Annotated in this window: 16 protein-coding genes; 6 read left to right on the forward strand and 10 right to left on the reverse strand. The window is 70.8% G+C overall.

Annotated features, from left to right (window positions below):
• Positions 1-1,024: 1,024 nt before the first annotated feature.
• Complete coding sequence (locus ACFWBQ_RS02655) at positions 1,025-1,474, forward strand: PTS glucose transporter subunit IIA (protein WP_385483162.1); 450 nt, start codon at positions 1,025-1,027, stop codon at positions 1,472-1,474.
• A gap of 74 nt (positions 1,475-1,548) precedes the next feature.
• Entirely contained in the window at positions 1,549-3,219 is a 1,671-nt protein-coding gene (ptsP, locus tag ACFWBQ_RS02660; RefSeq protein ID WP_385483163.1) for a phosphoenolpyruvate--protein phosphotransferase, read from the forward strand.
• A gap of 72 nt (positions 3,220-3,291) precedes the next feature.
• On the opposite strand, the gene ACFWBQ_RS02665 is transcribed toward ptsP, so the two are convergent.
• Positions 3,292-4,206 carry a hypothetical protein gene (locus ACFWBQ_RS02665; protein WP_385483165.1) on the reverse strand — a complete coding sequence of 305 codons (915 nt, stop codon included), beginning with the start codon at positions 4,204-4,206 and terminating at the stop codon, positions 3,292-3,294.
• A gap of 77 nt (positions 4,207-4,283) precedes the next feature.
• Positions 4,284-6,260 carry an acetoacetate--CoA ligase gene (locus ACFWBQ_RS02670; protein ID WP_385483166.1) on the reverse strand — a complete coding sequence of 659 codons (1,977 nt, stop codon included), beginning with the start codon at positions 6,258-6,260 and terminating at the stop codon, positions 4,284-4,286.
• A gap of 222 nt (positions 6,261-6,482) precedes the next feature.
• Between ACFWBQ_RS02670 and ACFWBQ_RS02675 the strand changes: the two genes are divergently transcribed.
• Positions 6,483-8,864 (forward strand): glycoside hydrolase family 31 protein, encoded by a 2,382-nt coding sequence (locus ACFWBQ_RS02675; RefSeq protein WP_385483168.1) that lies wholly within the window; start codon positions 6,483-6,485, stop codon positions 8,862-8,864.
• On the opposite strand, the gene ACFWBQ_RS02680 is transcribed toward ACFWBQ_RS02675, so the two are convergent.
• Entirely contained in the window at positions 8,852-9,367 is a 516-nt protein-coding gene (locus ACFWBQ_RS02680; RefSeq protein ID WP_385483170.1) for an NUDIX domain-containing protein, read from the reverse strand. The two genes, ACFWBQ_RS02675 and ACFWBQ_RS02680, sit on opposite strands and share 13 nt — an antisense overlap.
• Before the next feature lie 60 nt (positions 9,368-9,427).
• On the opposite strand from ACFWBQ_RS02680, the gene ACFWBQ_RS02685 reads away from it, so the two are divergent.
• Together ACFWBQ_RS02685 and ACFWBQ_RS02690 are read left to right on the forward strand one after the other, a co-directional pair.
• On the forward strand, positions 9,428-10,234 hold the full coding sequence (locus ACFWBQ_RS02685) for a M15 family metallopeptidase (protein WP_385483172.1): 807 nt from the start codon (positions 9,428-9,430) through the stop codon (positions 10,232-10,234).
• A 121-nt stretch (positions 10,235-10,355) separates the two neighbouring features.
• On the forward strand, positions 10,356-10,703 hold the full coding sequence (locus ACFWBQ_RS02690) for an Mpo1-like protein (protein ID WP_385483174.1): 348 nt from the start codon (positions 10,356-10,358) through the stop codon (positions 10,701-10,703).
• A gap of 141 nt (positions 10,704-10,844) precedes the next feature.
• Here the strand turns inward: ACFWBQ_RS02690 and ACFWBQ_RS02695 are convergent, their stop codons facing one another.
• Genes ACFWBQ_RS02695 through ACFWBQ_RS02710 form a run of 4 tightly spaced genes read right to left on the reverse strand, consistent with a single transcriptional unit; the run spans position 10,845 to position 15,131 of the window.
• The gene (locus tag ACFWBQ_RS02695; protein WP_385483176.1) at positions 10,845-11,450 is read right to left on the reverse strand and encodes an ATP/GTP-binding protein; all 606 of its coding nucleotides are present in this window, start codon (positions 11,448-11,450) and stop codon (positions 10,845-10,847) included.
• On the reverse strand, positions 11,431-11,868 hold the full coding sequence (locus tag ACFWBQ_RS02700; protein ID WP_385483177.1) for a DUF742 domain-containing protein: 438 nt from the start codon (positions 11,866-11,868) through the stop codon (positions 11,431-11,433). The genes ACFWBQ_RS02695 and ACFWBQ_RS02700 overlap by 20 nt, the downstream gene beginning before the upstream one ends.
• A 9-nt stretch (positions 11,869-11,877) precedes the next feature.
• Positions 11,878-12,321 carry a roadblock/LC7 domain-containing protein gene (locus ACFWBQ_RS02705; protein WP_385483179.1) on the reverse strand — a complete coding sequence of 148 codons (444 nt, stop codon included), beginning with the start codon at positions 12,319-12,321 and terminating at the stop codon, positions 11,878-11,880.
• A complete protein-coding gene (locus tag ACFWBQ_RS02710) occupies positions 12,318-15,131 on the reverse strand; it encodes a nitrate- and nitrite sensing domain-containing protein (protein WP_385483181.1) in 2,814 nt (937 codons plus the stop codon). Before ACFWBQ_RS02710 ends, ACFWBQ_RS02705 begins: the two co-directional genes overlap by 4 nt.
• A 475-nt stretch (positions 15,132-15,606) precedes the next feature.
• Here ACFWBQ_RS02710 and ACFWBQ_RS02715 point away from each other — a divergent pair, with 475 nt between their 5' ends.
• A complete protein-coding gene (locus ACFWBQ_RS02715) occupies positions 15,607-16,065 on the forward strand; it encodes a hypothetical protein (protein WP_385483183.1) in 459 nt (152 codons plus the stop codon).
• Between the two features lie 62 nt (positions 16,066-16,127).
• Here ACFWBQ_RS02715 and ACFWBQ_RS02720 read toward each other — a convergent pair whose 3' ends face one another.
• The 3 genes from ACFWBQ_RS02720 to ACFWBQ_RS02730 form a co-directional block, all read right to left on the reverse strand.
• The gene (locus tag ACFWBQ_RS02720; RefSeq protein ID WP_385483185.1) at positions 16,128-20,843 is read right to left on the reverse strand and encodes a hypothetical protein; all 4,716 of its coding nucleotides are present in this window, start codon (positions 20,841-20,843) and stop codon (positions 16,128-16,130) included.
• A gap of 99 nt (positions 20,844-20,942) precedes the next feature.
• Positions 20,943-21,854 (reverse strand): hypothetical protein, encoded by a 912-nt coding sequence (locus ACFWBQ_RS02725; RefSeq protein WP_385483187.1) that lies wholly within the window; start codon positions 21,852-21,854, stop codon positions 20,943-20,945.
• A 190-nt stretch (positions 21,855-22,044) separates the two neighbouring features.
• Entirely contained in the window at positions 22,045-23,571 is a 1,527-nt protein-coding gene (locus ACFWBQ_RS02730) for a hypothetical protein (protein WP_385483189.1), read from the reverse strand.
• Between the last annotated feature and the right edge of the window lie 9 nt (positions 23,572-23,580).

Raw genomic sequence — 23,580 nt, forward strand, 5'->3', positions numbered from 1 at the left:
CGCTTCCTTCGGTCCCGTTTCACCGGGGCCCTCCGGGCGCTTCCCTTCGTTCTTGCGTTTCCGACTCTATCAGACTCTTTCGTGTCCGATTCCCGGTCGAAGCGGGCCCCCTGCGAAGCAGGAGAATTGTTACTGCGCTTTCCAGTTCTTCGCTTTCGCGTTTCCCTTTCCGGCGAGTCCGACTCTATCAGGCCTTTTCCATTTCCTTGACCAGCTCCTGCAGGCATGCAGAATTCGAATCAAGGTAGGAGTTCGGTTGATTGAGAGTCGCTGCCGACCCCCGACTCAAGTCGTGGTGGGGCCAGGCAGGAGTACGACAGTACAGGCCGCCGTGAGGCGAGGCAAATCGATTCCCGTGTACCCCAGGGGCCTGCCCGGGCGATCATGACGAGCACGCGGTCGGCTCCCGCTACGACCAGCGCGGCTACATCTCCCTCGGCAGAGTCGCGCCGCAGCCGCCTTCATCTGGCTGCGGTCGTGAGCAGCCTCAGCGGTCCGGAAACCGGGACATCCCGATCAGGACGCTTCCGGTGAGGAAGAGCCCGGCGCCCACTGCCATGAGCGAAAAGAACGCGCCCCCTGTCGGGGAGAAAGCGAACACACCGAAGAAACAGCAGAGGCCGCTTCCCGTCAGCACCTGGCCGAGCCCGTGAGGCACAGGACGCAGGACCGAGGCTCGCTCCCATGGATGGATCCATCCGGTCAGAAGCTCAGCCACACCACTTGTCGCCACTGCCAGGGCAAGGACGACGAACGCCCCCGGTGCCACATAGAGCATGACGCCTCCCGGCGGCCATCGTGGCGCATCAGCACGCCGGGACAGGAGTCCTTAAAACTGCGGAAGTCCAGCCGTCATGTGCTGCAGAGCCCGGCCATTCCATGATCGGCAGCCCCGAGCCCAGGTCTCCCAACCGGTAGCTCTCGGGCGGAACCGTGACTTCATATGACTTACGCTGCTGATCAGCACGCCGCCTCCATCAGCCCTGGCGGCGACAGACGAAGCTCCACCCCTGGGAGGCTCCCCATGACCACAGTGACGTCCCCTATTGCCGGCCGCGCCATCGGGCTCACCGCGGTTCCCGACCCGGTCTTCTCCGGCGCCATGGTTGGTCCCGGTACCGCCATCGACCCCGTGCGCGAGCCCGCCGAGGCTGTCTCTCCGATCGACGGCATCGTTGTCTCCCTGCACCCGCACGCTTTCGTCGTCGTGGATGACGAAGGACACGGGGTGCTGACCCACCTCGGGATCGACACCGTACAGCTCAATGGCGAGGGCTTCGAGCTCCTCGTGAACAAGGGGGACACCGTGGCCCGTGGTCAGGGCATCGTGCGGTGGGACCCTGCCGCTGTCGAGGTAGCCGGCAAGTCGGCGATCTGTCCGATCGTCGCGCTCGAAGCCACCGCCGATTCCCTTTCCGAGGTGCTCGAGGACGGCGACGTGAAGGTCGGAGACACGCTGTTCGGCTGGCAGTGACACCTTTGGTGCAGTAACAGCCAGTGGGAATCCACCGCGGCGGCACAGCCGCCGCACAAGCGGAGACGGGTGAAATGGAGACAACGCTGCGAGGCGTCGGCGTGAGTCACGGTGTGGCGATCGGCGAAGTTCGGCACATGGGTACGGCGGTGCTCGAACCGCCCGCCAAACAGATTCCCGAGGAGGAGGCCGAGCGCGAGCAGGGGCGCGCCCGCCAGGCCGTGGAAGCTGTTGCGGCCGACCTGATTGCGCGCGGCAATCTGGCCGGCGGCGAGGCTCAGCACGTGCTCGAGGCCCAGGCCATGATGGCGCAGGACCCCGAGCTCATCGCCGATGTGGATCGCCGCATCGCAGTGGGCAGCACCGCGGAGCGTGGGATCTACGACGCATTCGCTGCGTACCGGGCTCTGCTGGCCAATGCCGGGGAGTATCTGGCCGGCCGCGTCGCGGACCTCGACGACGTGCGGAACCGGATCGTGGCGCGGTTGCTCGGTGTTCCCATGCCGGGTGTCCCGGACAGCGACGAGCCGTACGTACTGATCGCGCGCGACCTCGCTCCGGCCGACACGGCCCTGCTCGACCCGACCCTGGTGCTCGGGTTCGTCACCGAGGAGGGCGGTCCGACCAGCCACAGTGCCATTCTCGCGCGGGCACTCGGAGTGCCGGCCGTCGTTGCACTTCCGGGTGCCGGGGAGATCGCCGAGGGCACCGTCGTCGCGGTGGACGGCAGTACCGGTGAGATCTTCGTCGAGCCGAGCGACGAGAAGCGCGCGGAGATGGAGAGCGCCGCGGCGGCCCGCAAGGCTGCGTTGTCCGCTTCGACCGGTCCCGGTGCCACGTCCGACGGGCACAAGGTCCCGCTGCTCGCCAATGTCGGCGGTCCCGCTGATGTACCGGCGGCGGTGGCGGCCGGTGCCGAAGGGGTCGGGCTGTTCCGTACCGAGTTCCTGTTCCTGGACGACAGCAAGCAGGCGCCCACCGAGGCCAAGCAGATCGCCGCTTATCGCGCCGTGCTGGAGGCGTTCCCCGAGGGGCGCGTGGTCGTGCGGGTGCTCGACGCCGGTGCGGACAAGCCACTGGACTTCCTGACCCCGGCGGACGAGCCGAATCCGGCGCTCGGAGTCCGTGGGCTGCGCAGTCTGCTGGACCACCCGGATGTGCTGCGGACACAGCTGACCGCCCTGTCCAAAGCGGTCGAGGGGCTGCCCGTCTACCTCGAGGTCATGGCCCCGATGGTGGCCGACCGCGCCGACGCGAAGGCGTTCGCCGACGCGTGTCGTGAGGCAGGACTGCAGGCGAAGTTCGGCGCGATGGTGGAGATTCCCTCCGCCGCGCTGCGGGCTCGCTCGATCCTGCAGGAGGTGGAGTTCCTGTCGCTGGGCACCAACGACCTGGCGCAGTACACCTTCGCGGCCGACCGGCAGGTGGGCGCCGTCTCCCGGCTGCAGGACCCGTGGCAGCCGGCTCTGCTGGATCTCGTCGCCCTGTCGGCCGACGCTGCTCGGGCGGAGGGCAAGAGCTGTGGTGTCTGTGGAGAAGCTGCCGCCGACCCGCTGCTCGCCTGTGTGCTGACCGGTCTGGGTGTCACCTCGCTGTCGATGGGCGCCGCGTCCATTCCCTATGTGCGCGCCACTCTGGCGAAGTACACGCTCGCGCAGTGCGAGCGTGCCGCTTCCGCCGCTCGTGCGACGGATTCCGCCGATGAGGCACGGGTCGCGGCGCAGGCGGTGCTGTCGGGCGAGTGACACCGCCGGACGCGCGCGATCGGTGGTGAAGGGGTTCCCGCCTGTGGGGCGGGAACCCCTTCTGGTTTTCCGTCAGTGATGCCCCTCCGGTTCGTCGGCGCCGAGGTCGAAGCCTGCGCAGTACTCCACGTTCGACTCCGGTGAGACCGGTTCGCCCGTGTCCGCGTCGGTGCAGTAGGCGCTGAAGACCTCGCCCGCGGTGAGCGGGACGAGTCCGCCACCGATCAGGCGCCAGCCGTGCACCCGGTCCGGAGTGCCCGCGTTGCTGGTCCGCAGCACGACGCCTCCCTGTGTCTCGAGTGCGATGCCCACGGCGAGGACGGTGGCGAACTCCGCCCCTTGGGATGATTCGAGGTGCGCCGGACCGTCGGGGTGCCTCGTGGTGTGGAGCACGGCGAGGAGCTGTTCGTTTTCCGTGGGTGTGCTGCAGACCGCGTGGTGGGTGCCCGGTCCTGCTGTCTCCAGCAGGCGCATCAGGAGGTGGGAGGCCCGGTCGAAGGCAGCCCTGCCGATGTCCTGCCCGCAGTCCGCGCAGTCTCCGAGGTCTGCCAGGAGCATCGTGGCGTACTCCCAGGTCACCCGGCGTACGGCGCGCGAGACCAGGAGCGGGATCAGTGCGTCGACGGGCTGGCCCGTGTAGGCCACCGTGGCGCCGGCTGCTGCGATTTCGGCAGTGAAACGGCTGCGGCTCGTGCGGTCGTCCGGATCGAGGCCCTCATCGGTACAGAACTCCGCGTAGTCCTCCGGGTCGAAGAGGGCGACCGTGGTGTGCATTCCCTGCGCTGCAAGCGTTTTGAGCAGGCCTTCGACCTGCTCCAGGTAGACGGAGTGGTCGTCGAAGGTGAAGCTCCGGTAGTGACGCATGGCCGCGAAGTCCTCGGCGTCGACCAGGAGGCCGACGGTATTGGGTGATTCGCGGCGCAGCGCGCGTCGCATGGATGTGCCGGAGCGGTGGTGAGTGCGTTTCGTCTGCTTGATGTGCGCCATGAGTCCCCCTGTGCACTGTCGATGAATGCTCACTCAGCGTAACCAGGGGGACTGACAACGGGCCCGCAGTGACCGGGTCAGCGGCGTTCGCGGGCGAGGTTCTCGTAGAAGTGGAGGAGTTCGAGGTTGTCGATGGAACCCGGATTGACCGCTTTGGACAGGGCCGTGCCCTGCAGGAGGCGCTTGACCGGAACCTCGATGCGTTTGCCGGTGAGGGTGTGCGGGATGCCGGGGACTTCGATGACCTCGTCCGGTACGTGACGTGGGGAGAGGTTCTCGCGGATCGTCTGTTTGATGCTGTTGCGGAGGTCGTCGTCGAGCGCGGCACCTTCGGCGAGATGGACGAAGAGCGGCATCCAGTAGCCCCCGTCCGGCTCCTCGATGCCGATGACAAGGGACTCCCGGATCTCGGGGAGCCGCTCGACCGCCTCGTAGATGTCCGCCGACCCCATCCGTACCCCCTGCCTGTTGAGGGTGGAGTCGGAGCGTCCGTGGATGATGACCGAGCCGTGGTCGGTGAGGGTGATCCAGTCCCCGTGACGCCAGACGCCGGGGTACATGTCGAAGTAACTGTCGTGGTAACGACTGCCGTCGGGGTCGTTCCAGAAGTGGATCGGCATGGAGGGCATGGGGCTGGTGACGACGAGCTCGCCGACCTCGCCGGTCAGTGGTTTGCCCGCGGGGTCCCAGGCCTGGAGGTCCGTGCCGAGGCAGGGGGCCTGCAGTTCACCGATGTGGACCGGCAGGGTGGGGACCGCGCCCGCGAAGCAGCTGCAGACGTCCGTGCCACCGCTGACGGAGGCGATCCACAGGTCCTCGGCCACCTCGTCGTGGAGCCAGCGGAAACCATCGGGCGGAAGCGGGGAACCGGTGGTTGCGACGCATTGGACCCGGCTGAGGTCGTGGTCGCGGCCCGGATGGATACCGGCCTTCCGGCAGGCCATGACGTAGGCCGCGGAGGTACCGAAGAGGGTGGCGCCGGTCTGTTCGGCGACCCGCCACTGGGCGCTGACGTCCGGGTATCCGGGGCTTCCGTCGTACAGCACGACCGTGGTGCCGGTGAGCAGGCCGGAGACGAGGAAGTTCCACATCATCCAGCCGGTGGAGGTGTACCAGAAGAAGCGGTCGTCCGGGCCGAGGTCGCAGTGCAGCCCGATCTGCTTGAGGTGTTCGACGAGGATGCCGCCCTGGGACTGGACGATCGCCTTGGGAAGTCCGGTGGTGCCGGAGGAGTAGAGCACCCAGAGCGGGTGCTCGAAGGGGACCTGTTCGAAGACCGGTTCGGTGTCGGCGGCGGTGAGTGCGGACCATTCGAGGGCGCCGTCGGGCGCGTCCGTGCCGAGGAGAGGGATGTGGACGACAGCACGCAGGGTGGGGAGGTCGCGTCGGAGCTCCGCCACGGTCTCGCTCCGGTCGTGCTCCTTGCCGCCGTAGCGGTAGCCGTCGACGGTGAACAGGACGACGGGTTCGACCTGCTGAAAGCGGTCGAGGACACTGCGGGCACCGAAGTCGGGGGCGCAGGAGGTCCAGACTCCGCCGACCGCGGCGGTGGCGAGGAAGGCGACGACCGCCTGCGGGATGTTGGGGAGGTACCCGCTGACGCGGTCGCCCGGCGTGACGCCGAGGGCGCGGAGTTCGGCCGCGAGAGAGCCGACCTGGCGCCGGAGCGACGACCAGCTGATGGGGATCTGGGTATGGGTCTCGTCGACGTGGAGCAGTGCGGGGGCGTCGGCACGCAGGGGGTCCTCGGCGGTTCGCAGTGCGTGCTCGGCGTAGTTGAGGGCCGATCCGGGGAACCACTGGGCGCCGGGCATGGTGCGGTCGCCGATGACCGTCTCGTACGGGGTGGAGAAGCGAACGTCGAACCATTCGGCGACGGCCTGCCAGAAGGTGTCGAGCTCGTCGACCGACCAGCGGTGCAGCGCCGCGTAGCCACCGTCGGCCGGCGCTCCGTACCGCTCGGCCGCCCAGCGCTGGAAGCGGGTGACGGCCGCGGCCTCGACACGTTCGGGGGCGGGCTGCCAGAGGGGGGCTTCGCCGGCTGCTGAGGTCATGGGGTGGCTCCCTGGCCTTTCTCGGGTACGCGGGGTGTGCGTGCGTCGCGCGCACGGGCTGGGGTGTGCGCGTGAGCGGCATTCACGGACGATGCCATGTGATCGTCCTTCGCACCAGGGTCCCCCGGCCATGGTTGCGTGTCCGGCTGTGTGGTCCGGCTACAGGTGAACGGAAGTTGAACGCGGCCCGTTCCTCGCCGGGCGGATGGCAGGGTGGCCTGCATGGATGGTCGTGACCTGGTGCGCTCGGTGAGGCTGGTCGGTTCTGTGCAGGGAATGCGGGCGGTGCGCTCCGCCTGGCGGCGACGGCGGACGGATGCGCGCGCGTTGCCGCCGCGGGGGGCCGAGCGGGCTCGGGTACCCGGTCTTCTGGTGGGGGCGGAGCCCGGACCGGGCGGGGGCGTCGTGAGATTCGCCCGTTCGGAGTTGCGCATCCGTGTGGCCGTCGGTGGGGCGGTGTTCTGGTCCTGGGACGGTGCGGAGTCGCTGCCCTCCTACGCGCTGCCTGGAGCCGCGCCGGACGCGGATCCGCGGGCGGGGCTGGAGCCGGACAAGAACGGCGGCTGGCAGGTGGTGTCGGAGCGGCTGACAGTGGCGGTGTCGCGGCACGGGGCGGTGGAACTTCGTACGCCGGGCGGTGTGGTGCTGCGCCGGGAGTTGCCGCCGCGGTGGTGGGAACCGGTGGGCGGGGGCGCGGCGCGCTGGGTGCAGCGCTCCGAGGTGCCGGCCGATGCACGCTTCTTCGGCCTTGGCGGGCGGGCCGGCGGTCCACGGCTGCGCGGGGGGACGTACCGGCTGTGGAACACCGATCCGGGCGGTCGCTTCGGTCCCGGGGACGATCCGTTGTATCTGACGATGCCGGTGCAGTTGGTGGTGTCGGACGCGGGGACGCATCTGGCGTTCCATGACAACACCTGGTCGGGCCGGGTGACGCTCCGGGAGGGTGCGGAGGGTGCGGGGTCCGGGCACGACCGGCCGGGTACCTGTGAGGTGCGGATGGAGGGCGGTCCGCTGCGCTGCTGGGTGGTCGCGGGTACGCCGTCCAGGGTGCTGCAGGGCTGGACGGCTCTGACCGGTGCGCCGGCGCTGCCGCCCTCGTGGGCGTTGGGTCCGCAGCATGCCAGGTGGGGGTTCGGCAGCGAGCACGAAGTGCGGAGGATCGTGGCGGGGTACCGGGAGCGGGGGCTCCCGCTGTCGGCCGTGCATCTGGACATCGACCACTTCGACGCGCATCAGGTATTCACGGTCGACCGCGAGCGGTTCCCCGATCTGCCCGGACTGGCGAAGGAGCTGCGCGCGGACGGGGTGCGCCTGGTGACGATCGTCGACCCGGCGGTGAAGGCATCGCCCGGTAACGGGGTGTTCGACAGTGGCCGGGAGGTCGGCACGGCGGGTGCGTTCGTCCGGGATCCGCAGGGGAGCCCCGTGCTCGGTGAGGTGTGGCCGGGTGAGTGCGTCTATCCGGACTTCACCGATCCGCAGGTGAGGCAGTGGTGGGGGACGCTGTACGAGGAGCGGCTGGCCCAGGGGTTCTCCGGGGTGTGGCACGACATGAACGAGCCGGTGGCGTTCACGGCCTTCGGGGACCCGTCGCTGCCGCGTTCGGCCCGGCACGCGTTGGAGGGCCGCGGCGGGGACCATCGTGAGGCCCACAATGTGTACGGTCTCGCGATGGCGCAGGCCGGGTACGAGGGGCTGCGCCGGCTGCGGCCCGATGAGCGGCCGTTCCTGTTCTCCCGTTCCGGGTGGGCGGGCATGCAGCGGTACGGGGGCACCTGGTCCGGTGACGTGTCCACGGGGTGGCCGGGGCTGCGGGCCTCGCTGGCCCTGGTGCTGGGTCTCGGGCTCTGCGGGGTGCCCTATTCGGGTCCGGACGTGGGCGGATTCGACGGGTCGCCGTCGCCCGAGCTGTATCTGCGCTGGTTCCAGCTGGGCGCGTACCTGCCGCTGTTCCGTACCCATGCGGCCATCGATGCGGGACGGCGGGAGCCGTGGGAGTTCGGGCCCGAGGTGCTCAGCCACGCGCGGACCGTGCTGGAGGAGCGGGAGCGGCTGCTTCCGTACTTCGTGACCTTGGCGGAGCTGGCCCGGCTGACCGGTGCGCCGTATGTGCGGCCGTTGTGGTGGGGGGCCTCCGGGGACCGGGCGCTGCGGGAGTGCGAGGACGCGTTCCTGCTGGGCGATGCGCTGCTCGTTGCGCCGGTGCTGGAGTGCGGGTCGGACCGTCGTGCGGTTCGGCTGCCGCGGGGCCGTTGGTACGACACGGCGACCGAGGAGGCGTACGAGGGGCCGGGGCAGATTCTGCTGGATGCGCCGCTGTCACGGATTCCGGTGCTGGCGCGGGCCGGGGCGGTGCTGCCGGTACGGGGTGCGGACGGGAATCCGGAGCTGGAGGTGTGGGCTCCGGCGGCGGGGCGCACGGGTGGCGGGCTGGTGGCCCGCGATGTGGGCGACGGGTGGACGCGGGCCGAGGTGGAGCGGTTCACGTCACGGCTGGCGGGCGGGCGCGTCGTGGTCGAGCGGGACGGTGAGGAGGACCTGGTGACGTATCCGGTGCGGGTGCGGGGGCTGCGGGCCTCCGGGGGCCCGGCTCAGGCGCTGTAGTTGCCGGCGAACCAGGAGCGTACGGCCTGGGTGTGCAGCGGGAAGGCGAGCTCTTCAGGGGCGCGCAGCACCGTGAATCCCGAGGTCTCGTCCGTCGGTGCTGAGAGAGGCAGGTCCGCGGCGGGACGGGACGGGAGCAGGCCGAAAAGAAGGAGATGGCCGTCCGGGGAGCTCAGGGCGTCGGCGAGCCGGACGTCCATCCCGTCGGCCTTGATTCCGGTTTCCTCGCGCAGTTCCCGTACGACCGCGTGGCGCCAGTCCTCGGTGTGGTCGATGTACCCGCCGGGCAGTGCGACGCCGCCCAGTTGCGGCGGGATGGTGCGGGTGATGACGACGAGTCCGGTGCCGTGCGGGCCGGTGACCGGCAGGAGGGCGACGGCGACGGGCAGCGGGTTGCGGTAGGCGGTGGCGCCGCAGGTGGGGCAGGTACGTGGCCAGGCGGTGGGCGCCGACAGGTCTGCGGAGTACGGGCCTCCGCAGGTGCTGCAGTGGGAGTCCTTCACGGGCGGACTGTATCCGATCGCTCTTCTCCTTCGGCCCTCGAACTGATAGACGATGTGCCCATGACAGGAATTGCTCACGCCCTCCGCGCTTCGGCCGCCGTTGCCGCCGCCCTGCTCGCCGTGACCGCTGCCGCTCCGGTGGCCCGGTCCGAGCCCGAACCCAAGGCTCCCCCGGAGTTCGTCGATCTGCGCTCGGTCGATCCCACGATCATCACGGAGATGCGCTACAGCACCGCGCACACCTTCTTGGGTGAGCAGGTGGACGGGTACCGGCAGCCGGTCTGCATCCTGACCCGGCCCGCGGCACGCGCGCTGCGCACGGCTCAGCGGAGCCTCCTGCGCCAGGGCTACTCGCTCAAGGTGTACGACTGCTACCGGCCGCAGCGGGCGGTGAACCACTTCGTGCGCTGGGCAAAGGATCTCGACGACCAGACCATGAAGGGCGAGTTCTACCCGCTCGTCGACAAGACGCGCCTGTTCGAGGACGGTTACATCGCGGAGAAGTCCGGTCACAGCCGGGGCAGCACGGTCGACCTGACGCTGGTCAAGCTGCCCGCCCTGCCGACCAGGCCGTACGTGCCGGGCGAGCAGCTGGCACCGTGCTACGCACCGGAGGCAGAGCGCTTCCCCGATAATTCGGTGGATATGGGGACGGGTTATGACTGTTTCGACACGTTGTCGCACACGGACGACCCACGGGTGCAGGGGGTGCAGCGCACGAACCGGCAGTTCCTCAGGACGACGCTCACCGGACTCGGTTTCGTGAACCTGGCCGAGGAGTGGTGGCACTACACCTACAAGCCGGAACTCTTCCCGGCCACGTACTTCGACTTCCCGGTGAGCAGGCGGTCCGTCGCGGGGCACTGAGAGCAGTGCCGCGACGAGAACGGGCGACCGGGACCACCCCCGTGGGCTCCGGCCGCCCGTTCTCCCTATCGGACGCGGAACTGCCGTATCCGGTTGCCGCGTCAGCCATTACGGTGCCTTTATGTCACAGCAGACGTTCAACTCGTACGAAGATTTCTGGCCTTACTACGTCGCGATGCACTCCAGGGCGGCGACCAGGTGGGTCCATCTGACGGGGACCCTGACCGGTCTCGCGATCACCGCCTACGGGCTGGCGCGCGGCCGGAAGCGCTACGCCGCGGCGTTGCCCCTGATCGGGTACGGCACCGCCTGGCCGGCGCACTTCTTCATCGAGAAGAACAATCCCGCCACGTTCGGGCACCCCGCATGGTCACTGCGCGGCGATGTGCAGATGATCCGCATGATGCTCGCCGGACGGGACGGAGAGCTGGCCGAGACCGCCGCCAAGTGGCTCGCCGAGAACCCCTGAACGCAGGGTGCGCACAGGGGTTGACGGTCCGTCACGACGGCGGAAGACTCCTCCCACGGCCGCTGGCGGTCTGCACCGTACGCGCGGCCCGTACCCCGGTCGGCGGGGGTACGGGCCGCGTTCCTTGCTGTCACCTGGCCGTCAGGTCGTGGCAGGTTCCCGGAGCCGGTCGGCCCGCGCCATCGCGTGCTCGACGACGCCCACCAGCACATCCCGTACGGACGCCCGGTCGCGCGCGTCGCACAGAAGAACCGGCACCTCCGGGTCGAGGTCGAGTGCCGCCCGCACCGCTTCGGTGGGGAACTGCTCGGCTCCCTCGAAGAGGTTGACTGCGACGGTGAACGGGATCCCGCGGCGCTCGAAGTAGTCGACCGCCGCGAAACAGTCCTCCAGCCGTCGGGTGTCCGCGAGGACCACCGCCCCCAGCGCTCCCTGGGCCAGTTCGTCCCACAGGAACCAGAACCGGTCCTGTCCGGGCGTCCCGAACAGATAGAGGACCAGGTCCTCGCGCAGTGTGATCCGCCCGAAGTCCATGGCCACCGTGGTGGTGCTCTTGCCCTCGACACCGGCAAGGTCGTCGACGGGACGGCCCGCCTCGCTCAGCCTCTCCTCCGTACGCAGCGGTCTGATCTCGCTGACCGCCCCGACCAGGGTCGTCTTGCCCACGCCGAAGCCGCCCGCCACCAGGATTTTCAGGGTAACGGGCTCAACGGGCCGCTTTCTGCGGCTAGAGCGCCCGAAGGCCATTGATCACCTCGCGAAGAATGTTCACGTCCGGCAGCTCGGCCGGCGGAACGGGACGGGTGACATGCACCAGTTCGTCTTCGACGAGGTCACCGACCAGGACCCGGACCACCCCGACGGGGAGGTCCAGTCCCGAGGCGAGCTCGGCGATCGACTGGGGCATGTCGCTGCACAGATCAACGATCTCCACGTGTTCCGGGGAGAGCGTCTGGTCGCGGCCCGGATCGTCGGCCGCGGGTTCGGGGACAACGATCGCGATCAGGTCGAGACGGTGACGGGACGCGCTGCTGGTACGCCCCCGGGTCATCGCGTACGGACGGACGACGGGACCTGCTTCGGCGTCGTACCAGCGCGAGGAACCCGCATCGGTGGGAGCGGGTGATGATCCGGAGGCGGCGCCCCGGACGGAGTCAGCGCTCATGCCGTCCGCTCACCCTCCGGCGGAGAGACCGGTCGTCCGGGGGGCGTTGGCCAGGTGGACCCCCACGCGCTTGACCATGAGGGTCATCTCGTACGCCACCTGCCCGACGTCCGAGTCCGAGTCGGCAAGGACGGCGAGACAGCTTCCGTCGCCGGCCGCCGTGACGAAGAGGAAGGCCTCATCGAGTTCGACGACGGTCTGCCGGACCCGGCCCGCGTCGAAATGGCGTCCCACACCCTTGGCGAGGCTGTGGAATCCGGAGGCCACGGCTGCCAGGTGTTCGCTGTCCTCGCGGGTCAGATCCTTGGACGTGCCGGTGGCCAGGCCGTCGCTGGAGAGCACCAGCGCCTTACTGATGCTCGCGACGCGCTCGACCAATTCGTCGAGGAGCCAGTTGAGTTCGCCGGAGCCCTGGCGTGAGGCGTTGTGTGCTGCTGCGTTCGGTGCGGTCATCGACCGTCCCCTCCCGGAGTGGTTCCTGGTGCTGCCTCGCCGGGGCCGGTCACGTCCTCGGCGTTCTGCCGACGGCCGCGCTGCCAGCCGCGTTGAAGCGAAGCCATGCGATTGCGTACTTCATCCGCGTCACGTTCGAGGTCGTCGTCGGTGTCTGCGGGGACGTGGCCGGGAGTCCGGCCCGCGGAGTCCTCCCGGAGCTGAGGGGCGAGGCTGGCCTGCCGGACCCTGCGCGGCAGGCCGCCCACGGGGCCCGGTGCGGACGGCCGGGCGGTGGAGCTGCGCTGTGCCGGGAAGGGCACCCGCTTCCCGGCCTCGGGGGAAGCGGAGAGGGTGCCCGCGTCGGGAGCGGCCGGGAAGGCCGCGGAGTCCGGCGCGGCGGGGAAGGTATCCGGGGTCGTGGAGCGGGTCCGGTCCGTCTCGCCGACCCGGCGGCCGTGGTCGGTGACCAGGGTCGGCGGCTTGCGGCGCGGCAGCGGCACGGGACCTGCGGGGCGCATCGGGCGGACATCCCCCGCGCGCCCGTCGGACGGGTCGAACGCCTGCTGATGCTGTTCGCGGTCGGTGTCCCTGCGCAGATCGCGGGCGCGGAAGATGCCGCCACGCTCGCTCTCCGTGTCCTCGAGGTCGGAGACGCCGTCAAGGACGGGCCCGAGCGCCGGGTCGAGTGCCTGGTCGTCGGTGAATCCCATTGCCCCTACCGGGCTTTCGAGCTCGACGGGGCCGTCGAGCACGGACGGGTCGCTGAGACCGGTGGGTACCGGGGAGAGTCCGGAGGGCCTGGCCGTGGTGGTCACGTCCGCCAGTCCGTCCCGGCGGGCCTTGTCGCTGCCGGGCACGGTACTGCCCGGCCGGCCGCTGCCGATCGCCTTCTCGGCCCGGCGGTCGAGGCGGAAGCCCGTGCCATGGGTGTCGGGTGCGTCGGTGAGCAGTTGGGCCGGGATGAAGACGATCGCGGTCGTCCCCCCGTACGGCGATGTCTGCAGCGATACCCGGACGTTCTGCCGCTGGGCGAGCCGGCTGACCACGAAGAGGCCGAGCCGGTCGGTGTCGGAGAGCTCGAAGTCGGGGGTCTCGGCGAGCCGCAGGTTGGCGTCCAGGAGGACCTCGGGCGCCATGCCGAGGCCGCGGTCGTGGATCTCGAGAGTGAAGCCGTTGGCCACGCGTTCGCCGTGCACCTGGACCGCGGTGTGCGGGGGCGAGAACACGGTGGCGTTCTCCAGGAGTTCGGCGATCAGGTGGGTGAGGTCGGCCACGGCGGGGCCGCCCACGCCGATACGGGCAAGGCGCCGGACCTCGATCCGTTCGTAGTCCTCCACCTCCGCGACCGCTGCCCGCACCACGTCCATCAGCTGGATCGGCTTGCGCCACTGCCGGGACGGAGCCGCTCCGGAGAGGATCACGAGCCCTTCCGCGTGGCGCCGCATGCGGGTGGTCAGGTGGTCGAGGCGGAAGAGATCGGAGAGTTCGTCGCTGTTCTCGGTGCGGCGCTCCATGGTGTCCAGGAGGGTCAGCTGGCGGTGCAGGAGCACCTGGTTGCGCCGTGCGAGATTGACGAAGACCTCGGAGACGCCGCGTCGCATGTCCGCCTGTTTGACCGCGGCCTCGACGGCGGCCCGCTGGAGCGTGTTGAGTGCCTGGCCGACCTGGCCGATCTCGTCCCGCTCGTACTGGAGGTGCGGAGCCTCCGTCTCGACGTCGACCTGCTCGCCGGCGGCCAGTCGCCGCATCACGCTGGGCAGCCGTACGCCGGACACCTCGTGGGCGTCCTTGCGCAGCCTGGAGAGGTCGCGGACGAGCTCGCGTCCGACGCGTACCGAGACGAAGACGGACACGAGCAGGGCGACGAATCCGAGGACACCGGCGACGCCTGCCTGGATCAGGACCCGGTAGGCGGCCGGTTCGGCGCGGTCCTGGAAGCGGTTGGCCATCTCGGTGCTGTCGTTGGCCAGGTGCTCGAGGACCGGCGGGGCCACCTCCTGCCAGCGCGCCGTATCGATGGCGCCCGGCTTCTTGAACGGTCCGGCGGCGATGAGCCGTTGCTCGGCCGTGCGCAGCGGTTCGGTGTCAGGGCTTCCCCAGTACTGCTCCATGCGCCGGCTCTCGGACCCGGGCAGCAGCTCGAGGTTGACCTCGTACAGCAGCTTGCGGCTGGCGGCGAGGTCGGAGATGACGCGCAGCTCGGGGGCGCCCAGTCGGCCCGCGATGAGGCCCGAAGCGACCAGCGCGTCCTCGCGGGAAAGCATCTCGCGCGCCCGGGAGATACCGACCAGGGCCCGGACCTGCTTGTCCATGGACACGTTCTCCATGGTGTGGAGACCGTTGAGGAAGCGGTAGCAGGGGTCGACGAGACCGTTGTAGAAGTCGAGCGCCCGGGTCCGGTCGATCGTGCGCTTCTCGACGGACGTACGCAGCGCGTCCAGGCCGTCGACCTCGCTGAGGATCGAGTCGAGCTGCGACTCCGCGTCCGGACTCAGCGCGTCGCGGACGCCTTCCTGTTGAGCGCTCCTCCTCACGTCGGCCACGACCCGGTCGGTCACGGCACGTTGACGGCGCAGGATCGGCAGGGCGTCGGAGGCCCGGGGATCGGCGAGGAAGACCAGCGTCTGACGGCGTTCGCCCTGGACGGCGCGGACGGTGTCCTCCAGGGGGTGGCCGACCTTCTCCACGATGGCGCTCGCACCCATCAGTTCACCGGCTTCGCGGCCGGTGACGTAGGTGGCGAAGACCCAGAGACCCGTGAGAGAGACGAGCGGCACCATGAGCAACGCCACGATCTTCCTGCGGATGGACTTTCCGCGAAAGCGCATGGCCTCCCCCAGCTCGACCCCGCTCTGCGGGGGTGGTTGTGTCGGTGTTGTTCCGGTGTTCCGGCGGTGGCCCGCCGGGGGTACGTCGGTGTTCCGTCAACAAACGGCGCGAGCCTACTACTGACACGCAGACAACTCGAAGGCGTGTCCGGACGATTTTCGGCCGTCCTCCCCCTCGTTGATCACGAGTTGTCCGGGTATTCCCTGAGATGAAATTCGCGAAAGCGACAGAGAAAGTCTACCGGCGGGTCGCACAGTCACTTCGGGCAGTTGGCTGGAACTCTTCGTTCCGTCAGCTTACGGGGCTGATTGAGGACGTTCGGCGGGAATCTTCCCGGCCAGGCGTTCGTCCAGTTGTACGGGGCAGAGAACATTACGGGGCAGGCGCGGCAGAGCGACAGGGTCCGCCCGCGTAGCGCGGGTGCAAGCCGGGCAGCCACCCTGAAGTCGGACAGCGGTGGGGAGATGAAGGTCCTTGGACACGGAAGAGCGTCGGATCGCGGCGTCGGCTGAGGCTGCAGCGGAGATCGGCCCGGCGAGGGTTCCGCGGCAGCAGCTGTGGGTGGAGGAACCCGCGCTGCGGCGGCGGATGCCTGATCCGGTGCGGACGGCTGCTGTGCGTGCCGTCCTCATAATGTCGCTGACGATCATCCAGGCCATGGTGGCTTTCCTGTGCACCCTTACCGGATCGTGGCTCGCCTTCCCGATGGTGCTCAGTGGCGTGGGCAGCACGGTCGTCGCGACGTGGTCGGTGCTGGATGTCTGGGTGACCCGGCAGGTGTGGAATCAGCGCAACGGCGTGGTGTCGGTGCCGAGCAGCACGGCGCGTCGTATGCGGCGTGAGCGGCGCCGGGCCCGGCGGACGGCCAGGGCGCAGACCCGCAGGGCCACCCGGATACGACGCCGGGGCGCAGGCGGGCTCTCCCGGGCCTGACGGCCTGCGCTCCGGCGCGGTGGCCGAGCGACCCGGTGACGCCCGGCCGGGCGGACGCGGAGCTAGCGAACGGTCGACTCCGTCCGCATCTCCGGAACCGTTGCCCCGGCCGGGGCGTTCGGAGTCGGCTCGGTACGTTTGAACATGCGGGTCGCCGTGATCTCGCCGTGGACGGATTCCCCCTCCGGGTCCTGCTGCGGCAGACCTGGCCTCAGGTGCTCCTCCACGCTGATGTACTTCAGTCCCGCGCGCAGGTCCGCGTCGTTGCGGAGCCGGATGACCAGCGGGAATTCTGCGAGCGCCGTGGTGTCGAACAACCCGGTCGTGTAGAGGAGCTGAACCCCCAGTGCGTCGGAGACGGCACGCTGGAGTTCGAGCAGATAGGTGGCGTTGGCCCGGCCGATGGGATTGTCGAGGAAGAGTGTCCCCGCGTGGCGGTGGCGGTCGCGGCCCCGGTCGTTGCTGCGCAGGGCTGCCATCGTGCAGTACAGGGCGATCGCTGCGGTCAGCAGCTGACCACCTGAGAAGACATCGCCCATCTGCCCGACCGGGACCCGCTCGGCGCGCAGCACCGCGTCCGGCTTGAGGATCTCCACGGCGATGCCCTTGGGCTGGAGCGCCGCCTGGACACCCCGCAGCAGCAGGGACATGCCGTCCCGGCGTAGGTCGGAGTTCTTCTTGAGCGCTGCGTGCGTGGCTTCGTCGATGACCTCTCCGAGCCGCTCGCTGAGAGTGGCCTGGTCGGGTTCCTCGAAGCGGATCCGGAGGAACTCCTGGCCCGACCACTCTCCGAGACCCTCGGGAAGCTGGGAGAGCCGCTGGGCGGAGCGAAGGGTCGTGAGGGCGGAATCCACGAGACCACGCAGCCGGTCGACGATGGAGTCGCGATTGCGCTCCAGCTGGGCGAGCTCGTCGGTGAGCACCCGCAGCCGGGGGGCGAAGGCGGCAGCCCACTTCTCCGCGTGGTCGGGCAGGGCGGCGGCCGGGAGTTCACGGATCTGCTGCCGGGCGGGTGTGCGGACCTGTTCGTAGCGGGTGGAGTTGGCATGCCGAACGAGCACGTCGCTCGCTTCCCGTACGGAGCTCTCGGCCGCCGACAGGTCGGTGACGCAGCCGCGCAGTGAGCGCCGGGCCTCGGCCGCGGACTGCCTGGCCTCCTCGAGGGTGCCGGGGTACGGGTCGGGTGCGTCCGTCTCGTCGTCCGTGCCGTGGTCCCTGAGCAGGTCGCGCAGGAGCGCCGCCGTCTCGTCGAAGCCGCTCGCCGAGTCCTCCGCGCTGCGGTGGGTGCGCAGCAGTTCGGCGTGGGCGGCGCGGGCGGTGTCCAGGGCCGCAGTGGCGGAGGCCAGTTCGGCCGTTGCCGTGCGGAACAGGGTCTGGGCCTGTTCGGCGTCGGCCGGGGAGAGGGCGGCGGAGAGCTCGGTGTGGCGGGCTTCGTCGTCGGCCGGGGCAAGCCGTTCCGCCTCGCCCCGTAGCCTGCCGAGCTGCTCGCTGGCCGTGGACGCCCTGGTCTCCAGGAGCTGAACGAGGGACTCGGCGCGGGCTGCCGCGGCCTGCCGCGAGGGCCCGTCGGCTCCGTCGGTGCCTTCGAGGAGCTGGGCGGCACGGGTACGGACCTTGTTGGAGAGGCGGTCGAGCTCGGCCACGGCGGCACTCTCGTCGCTCTCGGCGCGGGCCTGCTCGGCGCGCAGGTCGGCGCCGACACCCACCTTCTCGTACAGCTGGGATGCGGCCCGGTACGCCTCTCGCAGGGCGGGGAGGGAGGTACGGACGGTGCCGGCGGCCTGGTCGGGGAGCGTTTCGGGGGCGCCCGCGATCTCGGCGCGTTCGGCACGCAGGGCCCGGGCGGTGCGTCGCGCGTCGTCCGCGGCGCGCTGAGCGGCTCTGCGGTCCTCGTCCGCGGCGCGCGCCCGCTCCAGACAGACCGTGGCCCGCGCTTCGGATTCGGCTGCCTCGTCGGTCAGTTCACGGAGCCGTGCCTGCCAGGCTGTCCGTTCGCGCAGGCGGTGGGCCAGTCCGGCGAGGGCGTCGGCAGCACGGCGGGCGCGCTGTGCTGCCTCCTGCCGCTCGTCGCGGACACGCGCGGTGTCGGCGGCCGCTTCGTCGGCCTCGGCGCGGACGGTGCGGGCCTCGGCGAGTGCGGCCTCGGCCGTTTCGGCCGCGGTGCGCGCGGTGCGGGCCGCTTCGCCGAGCTCGCCGAGCATGCCGGGCGGGCAGTCGGAGCGCCACGAGCCGATACGGGCGGCGAGGGTGCGGTCGGCGGTGAGCCGTGCCGCCAGGGTCCTGATGTCCTCGTCGCGGGCTGCGGCCCGGTTCCTGAGTGCCTGCCGCTCCTCGTCCGCCGCGTGCTCGTCGTGCATGGCCGGGTTCGGCGGGACGAGGAAGACCTCGTCCGCGCCACCGGTGCCCGCGTCGGGCACCGGGACGGGCGCGAGAAGTGCCGCGGTGGTGCCGACCGCTACGGCCGAGCGGGGCAGCAGGGCGGCGGTGCCGAGCACCTCCCGGGCGCGGGCGTGGGCGTCCGGATCGGTGATGACGACGCCGTCGACGAGCTCGGGGCGTGCAGCGAGCACGGCTGCGTGGTCGGCGGGGTCGACGGCCTGGGCGAGGTAGCGCCAGCCCGGCAGGGCCGGGATGCCGTGCTCACCGAGGTATTCGACCGTGGCGAGGACGTCGGGGCCGGGCGGCAGCAGTCCTCCGTCGCCGAGCGCGCCGAGGATGCGCGAATCGTCGGCGGCGGCGGTGCGCAGGTCGAAGAGCCTGCGCTCGGCGGAGGAGATGCCGTGGTCGAGAAGCTCGCGCAGCTCGTCGGCACTGCTGTCGAGCTCTTCGGCGGTGAGGGACTGCGCGTCCCGGGAGGCCACGCGGGCGCCCTCGCCCGCCCTGTCGGGTTCGGCGGCGGCCCTGCGGGGGCGGGGCACGCCGGTGCCGGGCGTCGTCGGCAGTCCAAGCAGGTCGGCGAGGCGGTGGTCGGCCGCGATCGACTCGGCGGCCCTGCGCTCGGCCTCGTACGACTGTTCGGCGGCCCGTGCGCCGTCTGCCGCCCGGGCCGCGGCGAGCTCGGCACGGCTCTCGGCCGCCGCCGCCTCCCTGGCGTGGTCGGCCGTGGCCCGGGCCGCCTCCCTGGCGGTGTCCCAGGCGGCGACGGCGGACTGTTCGGCATCGCTGGCGGCCAGCGCCGCGCGGGCCGGGTCGGCGTCGGGCGCGCTGTTGTCGAGCCAGCCCGCCTGTACGGCTTCGGCGGTCTCCTGTTCGACCTCGGCAAGGCGCTGGCGCAGATGTCCGGCCTCGCTGCGGGCACGCTGGGCCTCGGTTGCCGCCGTGGTGGCATCACGGTGAGCTGTCTCGCCGGTGGCCTGGAGGGTGGCTGAGCGCTCCTCCTCCTCGTTGGCCACACTCTCGCCCGCCTCGGCCGCCGTGTGCAGGGCGCGCACCAAGTCCGCGGCGGCCGTGGCGCGTGCGGCGAGAGCCGGGGCGGCGTCGCGCTCCGCCTCCCGGATGGCCACGGCGACACGGGCGGAGCGGTCGGCGGCGGCGCGGTGGCGCAGGACTGCCTCGGCGGCCTGCCAGGCGGCGTGCAGCGTACGTGCGTCGCCCAGCTCGCGGCGCTGGGCCGCCGCGCCCTTCTCCGCTGCGGCCAGAGCCAGTGAGGCGTGCCGGTAGGCCAGCTCCGCCGCGATCAGGTCCCGGTGGCTGCGGGCGGCCTCCGCCGCGGTGACGGTGTGGGCCGCGGCCGTGACCTGCTGGGCGAGCTCCGCGGAGCGGCCCCGTTCCTCGGCGGCGCGGGCGGACAGCCTGCGGGCGAGGGTGCGGGTGCGGCGCTCGGCGCCGGCGTGGATGTCGCGGCTGCGGGCCCTGATCTCGGTGGCCTCGACGATCCGGCCCAGCAGATCGACGGATCCGGCGGTGAAGTCACGCTCGGCGGTGAGCTCGGCGCGGCGGCCCAGCTTGTTGCCGAAGCCGCTGACGAGGTCGGCTAGGCCGTCGGTGTCGCGGGTGTCGGTCACGGCCCGCAGCAGCAGGTCGGTGAAGTCGGAGTCCTTCTTGACGGCGAACAGTCCGGCTGCCTCGCCCTCGTCCGCGTTCATCTCGCGCTGGTAGCGGAAGAGTTCGGGGTCGAGTCCGAGATCACCGAGGTGTTCGTTCCAGCGGTCGTGGATCTCTTCCCAGTGCACATCGAGGTGCTGGTAGAACTTGCCCGCGTCCGTGAGGGCGTCGCGGAAGCCCTTCATGGTGCGGCGCCTGCCCCGGGCGCCCGAGACGCCTTCGGCGGGGCGGCCCACGGAGGTGGCCTCGGCGACGGGCAGGCTGTCGAGACTGAGTCCGGGCCCGGGGCGGAAGGAGTACCAGGCCTCGGCGAACTTGCGCGGGTCGTTGGACACCTGACGTCCGCGCCACTCGCTGACCTTGCCGACGACCACGCATTCGCCGGTGAGCGTGTGCTGCCACTCCAGGGCGACATGCCCGCAGTCGTCGGCGAGCAGGAACTTGCGCAGCACACCCGAGCTGGCGCCGCCCAGGGTGTTGCGGTGCCCCGGCAGCATGACCGAGAAGATCAGCTTGAGCAGGACGGACTTTCCGCCGCCGTTCTCCAGGAAGAGCACGCCTGCGGGTGCCGGGCGGCGTGGCGGGCCCACCGGCTCGTCCTCGAAGAACTCCGCCTGGGCCGGCGCAGGGCTGGGCACGGGCTGACCGACGCCGCGCAGGTCAAGCACGGTGTCGGCGTAGCGCGCACCGGCAGGCCCGATGGAGTAGAGGCGGACCCGGGACAACTCGTACATGGCGGCGGACTCTCGTCGTTCAGGCAGCGGGAGGGGCAACGGAGGCGGATGGGCCCGACAGGCGTCGGGCGCGGCGGGTGACGCGTGGGTGGGGCGGGATCACGAGTGGAAGGGCAGACCCGCGTCGGCGGCCAGCTCCAGACTGTCGGCGTCGGGCGGGGGCAGGAGGGTCGCCGAACCGTCCGTGACCGGGACGACTCCGAGCTCCAGCAACTCGGTCATGGCTGCGTTGCCCGCCATGTCGCGTACCTGGAGCTGATACCGGGCGGTGGTGCGGTACGTGCCGCCCGCGTCGTCCCCGGTGCGCTGGAGGAAGCCCGACTCGGTGAGGAAGGCTACGGCCTTGCCGATGATGCCGGTGGTGGATCCTGCGAGCCGCCGTGCGTCCTTCGTCGCCCCTGTGGCACTGCGGCGGGCGTAGACCCGCCAGCCGGATTCCAGCCCCGGGGCGTCGGAGGCCGGATCGGTGTTGTCGCCCTGTTCCTCGGCCAGCTCCTCCAGACGGTGGCAGGCCTGGCGGACGAAGGCGTCGACCCCGTTGACCGTGATGCGGCCGATGTAGGCGTCGTCCGCGAGGTCCTCGGGCCGGGGAAATGCCATGGTGGCGACGGCGAGGTGGGCGAGGCCGTGCAGGAAGCGGTCGGCGGCATCGGACGACGCGCGCCGGGCGTAGTCCCCCATGCGCACGGCGAATACCGAGTCCTCGTCGGCGGTCACTGCCATGCCTGCGCGGGTGGAGACCTCCAGGACGACAAGTCCGAGCCCGGTGGCGACGGCATCGGCGAGCCGGGCGAAGGCCGGCTCTTCCCGGTATCGGCGCAGCAGCTCGGCGTACTCGGCGTCACGGGCGGGCATCAGCTTGGGCTGCAGTCCGAAGGAGACGAGCCGCGCAGCGTCGGCCGCGTCTGCCGGGGTGACGGCGGCGGGAGCGGCGGGCGGTGCGGTGTCGGCCGTGTGCGTGGTGGACGGGTCGCCCCACCCATCGGTGTACTCGGCGTGCTGCTCGCTCACTGCTGTGGCTCCTCGGTGCGGGTGCTGCGCTCACGTTGCCGCAGGGTGGTGCGGGTCCTGGTCTGCCGGCCCGGTTCGGGGGCCTTCGCTGCGGAAGCCCTCGTTCCGGGGGCTCTCGTTCCGGGGACTCTCATTCCCGGAGCCCTCGTTCCGGGGACTCTCATTCCCGAAGCGCTCGTTCCGGGGACCCTCACGAGGCCTCCTTCCGGTCGGCGGCCATGCCGGCAGCGTCGAGCAGGGCCATGCCCACTATCAGGTCGGCGCCGCCGAATTCCGGGTCGTCGAGCTGGGTGCCGTCGTCGACGGCGAACAGCAGTCGCCGTTCGCCCTGGCGGTAGGCGGTGCCGACCGGGGGGCTCGCCGCGTGGACCGACAGCAGGGCGACCAGGTAGGGCAGATCCGGATCACGGAGCCGGGCCTCGGCGAGGAGCCCCGAGAGCCGGCGGGGGGCGTCGTGCTCGAGATCGAGCAGCTCCATGGCGCTCGCGAGCTGCTCCTCGCTGAACCGGCTGTCGTCGGGGGTGGCGATGAGGTCGGGCTCGGGCATCTCCGCGCCCAGGTGCTCACGCTCCACCGGCGGCGTGAACAGCATGTCGACGAGGTCGCCGATGCGAACCGAGGTGGGGGTGCGCAGTCCGGTCCCATGCGTGAAGAACGCGTCGGTGGCCCTGGTGGCCTGTTCGACGGGGAGCGGCAGCAAGGGGACGACGAGCTGTCCGTACAGATCGAGGCCCACCCGGGCCGTGGGGGCGGCGAACGCCTGCCGGTCCTGCTCGGCGCGGAAGAGCGGCCCGGCCTCCAGGAGCCTGGACTGCAGCTGGGTGTGGCGGCGGATGCAGTCCTTCACGATGTCGACGAGCTCGGCGGCGCGCCGCTTGTGTTCGGGGTCCTCCGCCTCGTCCCTGGCTTTGCGGATGTTGGTGAGAATCGCGTTCTCGTGGCGGTAGCGGTCGGCGACGTGGTCCAGCGCTTCGGTGATCATGTCCGGAACGGCGTTGAGCCAGTCGACGGCGCGCACGTTGCGCCGGGTCGCCTCCAGCGTCCTGCGGAGGGTCTGCGCGTACTGCACGGTGCGGTAGCGGGCCTGCTCCGCGGCGAGCTGTGCGTCGGCCAGGCGGCCCCGGCTGATGAGGACCTCCAGCTTCACCTCGGCGGCGATCTGGGCGCTGGTGACGTCCGTGTCCAGGGCACCGACCAGGACGTTGACCGCTTCGTCGGTGGCACGGAGGTAGAGGCTGCCGCCGTGGCCGGGTACCTCTTCGATGAGCTTGAAGTCGTAGTCCCTGCGGACGTACACCCCGTCGGGGCCGAAGGTGCCGTACACCGCGCGGAAGCCACGGTCCACGCTGCCGACGTTGATCAGGTTCTCCAGCACCCAGCGCGCGACCCGCTCGTGCTCGGCGACGGGGCGGCGCGGCGCCTGGGCTCCGACCCGCGGGAGGAGTCTGGCCACTATCTGGTCGTGGTCGGCGCCCGTGTCGAAGTCCATGTTCAGGGTGACCAGGTCGATCGCGGCGAGGGCGACCTCGGCCATCGCGTAGACCGTGTACTCGCCGGCGAGATTCGTCTTGCGCACATCGAGGTCGTGCAGCGGGGCGGTGCAGGCGAGCGCGCGCAGCCGACGCGAGAGCCCCTCATCGGCAGCGGGGCCCGCGGCAGGCCGCGGTCCCGTGCTGAGCTGGGACGCAGCAGTGTCCGTGCAGGCAGGCGAAGTCACGCTGAACAG

Origin of the sequence: Streptomyces sp. NPDC060035 (assembly GCF_042736635.1) — a bacterium.
Lineage (GTDB): Bacteria > Actinomycetota > Actinomycetes > Streptomycetales > Streptomycetaceae > Streptomyces.

What these genes read in the sequence shown, in the direction of transcription:
- ptsP (WP_385483163.1), top strand. Translation starts at nt 1,549, where the DNA reads ATGGAGACAACGCTGCGAGGCGTCGGCGTGAGTCACGGTGTGGCGATC.
- ACFWBQ_RS02695 (WP_385483176.1), bottom strand. Translation starts at nt 11,450, where the DNA reads ATGGCCTTCGGGCGCTCTAGCCGCAGAAAGCGGCCCGTTGAGCCCGTT.
- ACFWBQ_RS02675 (WP_385483168.1), top strand. Translation starts at nt 6,483, where the DNA reads ATGGATGGTCGTGACCTGGTGCGCTCGGTGAGGCTGGTCGGTTCTGTG.
- ACFWBQ_RS02655 (WP_385483162.1), top strand. Translation starts at nt 1,025, where the DNA reads ATGACCACAGTGACGTCCCCTATTGCCGGCCGCGCCATCGGGCTCACC.
- ACFWBQ_RS02670 (WP_385483166.1), bottom strand. Translation starts at nt 6,260, where the DNA reads ATGACCTCAGCAGCCGGCGAAGCCCCCCTCTGGCAGCCCGCCCCCGAA.
- ACFWBQ_RS02685 (WP_385483172.1), top strand. Translation starts at nt 9,428, where the DNA reads ATGACAGGAATTGCTCACGCCCTCCGCGCTTCGGCCGCCGTTGCCGCC.
- ACFWBQ_RS02705 (WP_385483179.1), bottom strand. Translation starts at nt 12,321, where the DNA reads ATGACCGCACCGAACGCAGCAGCACACAACGCCTCACGCCAGGGCTCC.
- ACFWBQ_RS02710 (WP_385483181.1), bottom strand. Translation starts at nt 15,131, where the DNA reads ATGCGCTTTCGCGGAAAGTCCATCCGCAGGAAGATCGTGGCGTTGCTC.
- ACFWBQ_RS02720 (WP_385483185.1), bottom strand. Translation starts at nt 20,843, where the DNA reads ATGTACGAGTTGTCCCGGGTCCGCCTCTACTCCATCGGGCCTGCCGGT.
- ACFWBQ_RS02700 (WP_385483177.1), bottom strand. Translation starts at nt 11,868, where the DNA reads ATGAGCGCTGACTCCGTCCGGGGCGCCGCCTCCGGATCATCACCCGCT.
- ACFWBQ_RS02690 (WP_385483174.1), top strand. Translation starts at nt 10,356, where the DNA reads ATGTCACAGCAGACGTTCAACTCGTACGAAGATTTCTGGCCTTACTAC.
- ACFWBQ_RS02665 (WP_385483165.1), bottom strand. Translation starts at nt 4,206, where the DNA reads ATGGCGCACATCAAGCAGACGAAACGCACTCACCACCGCTCCGGCACA.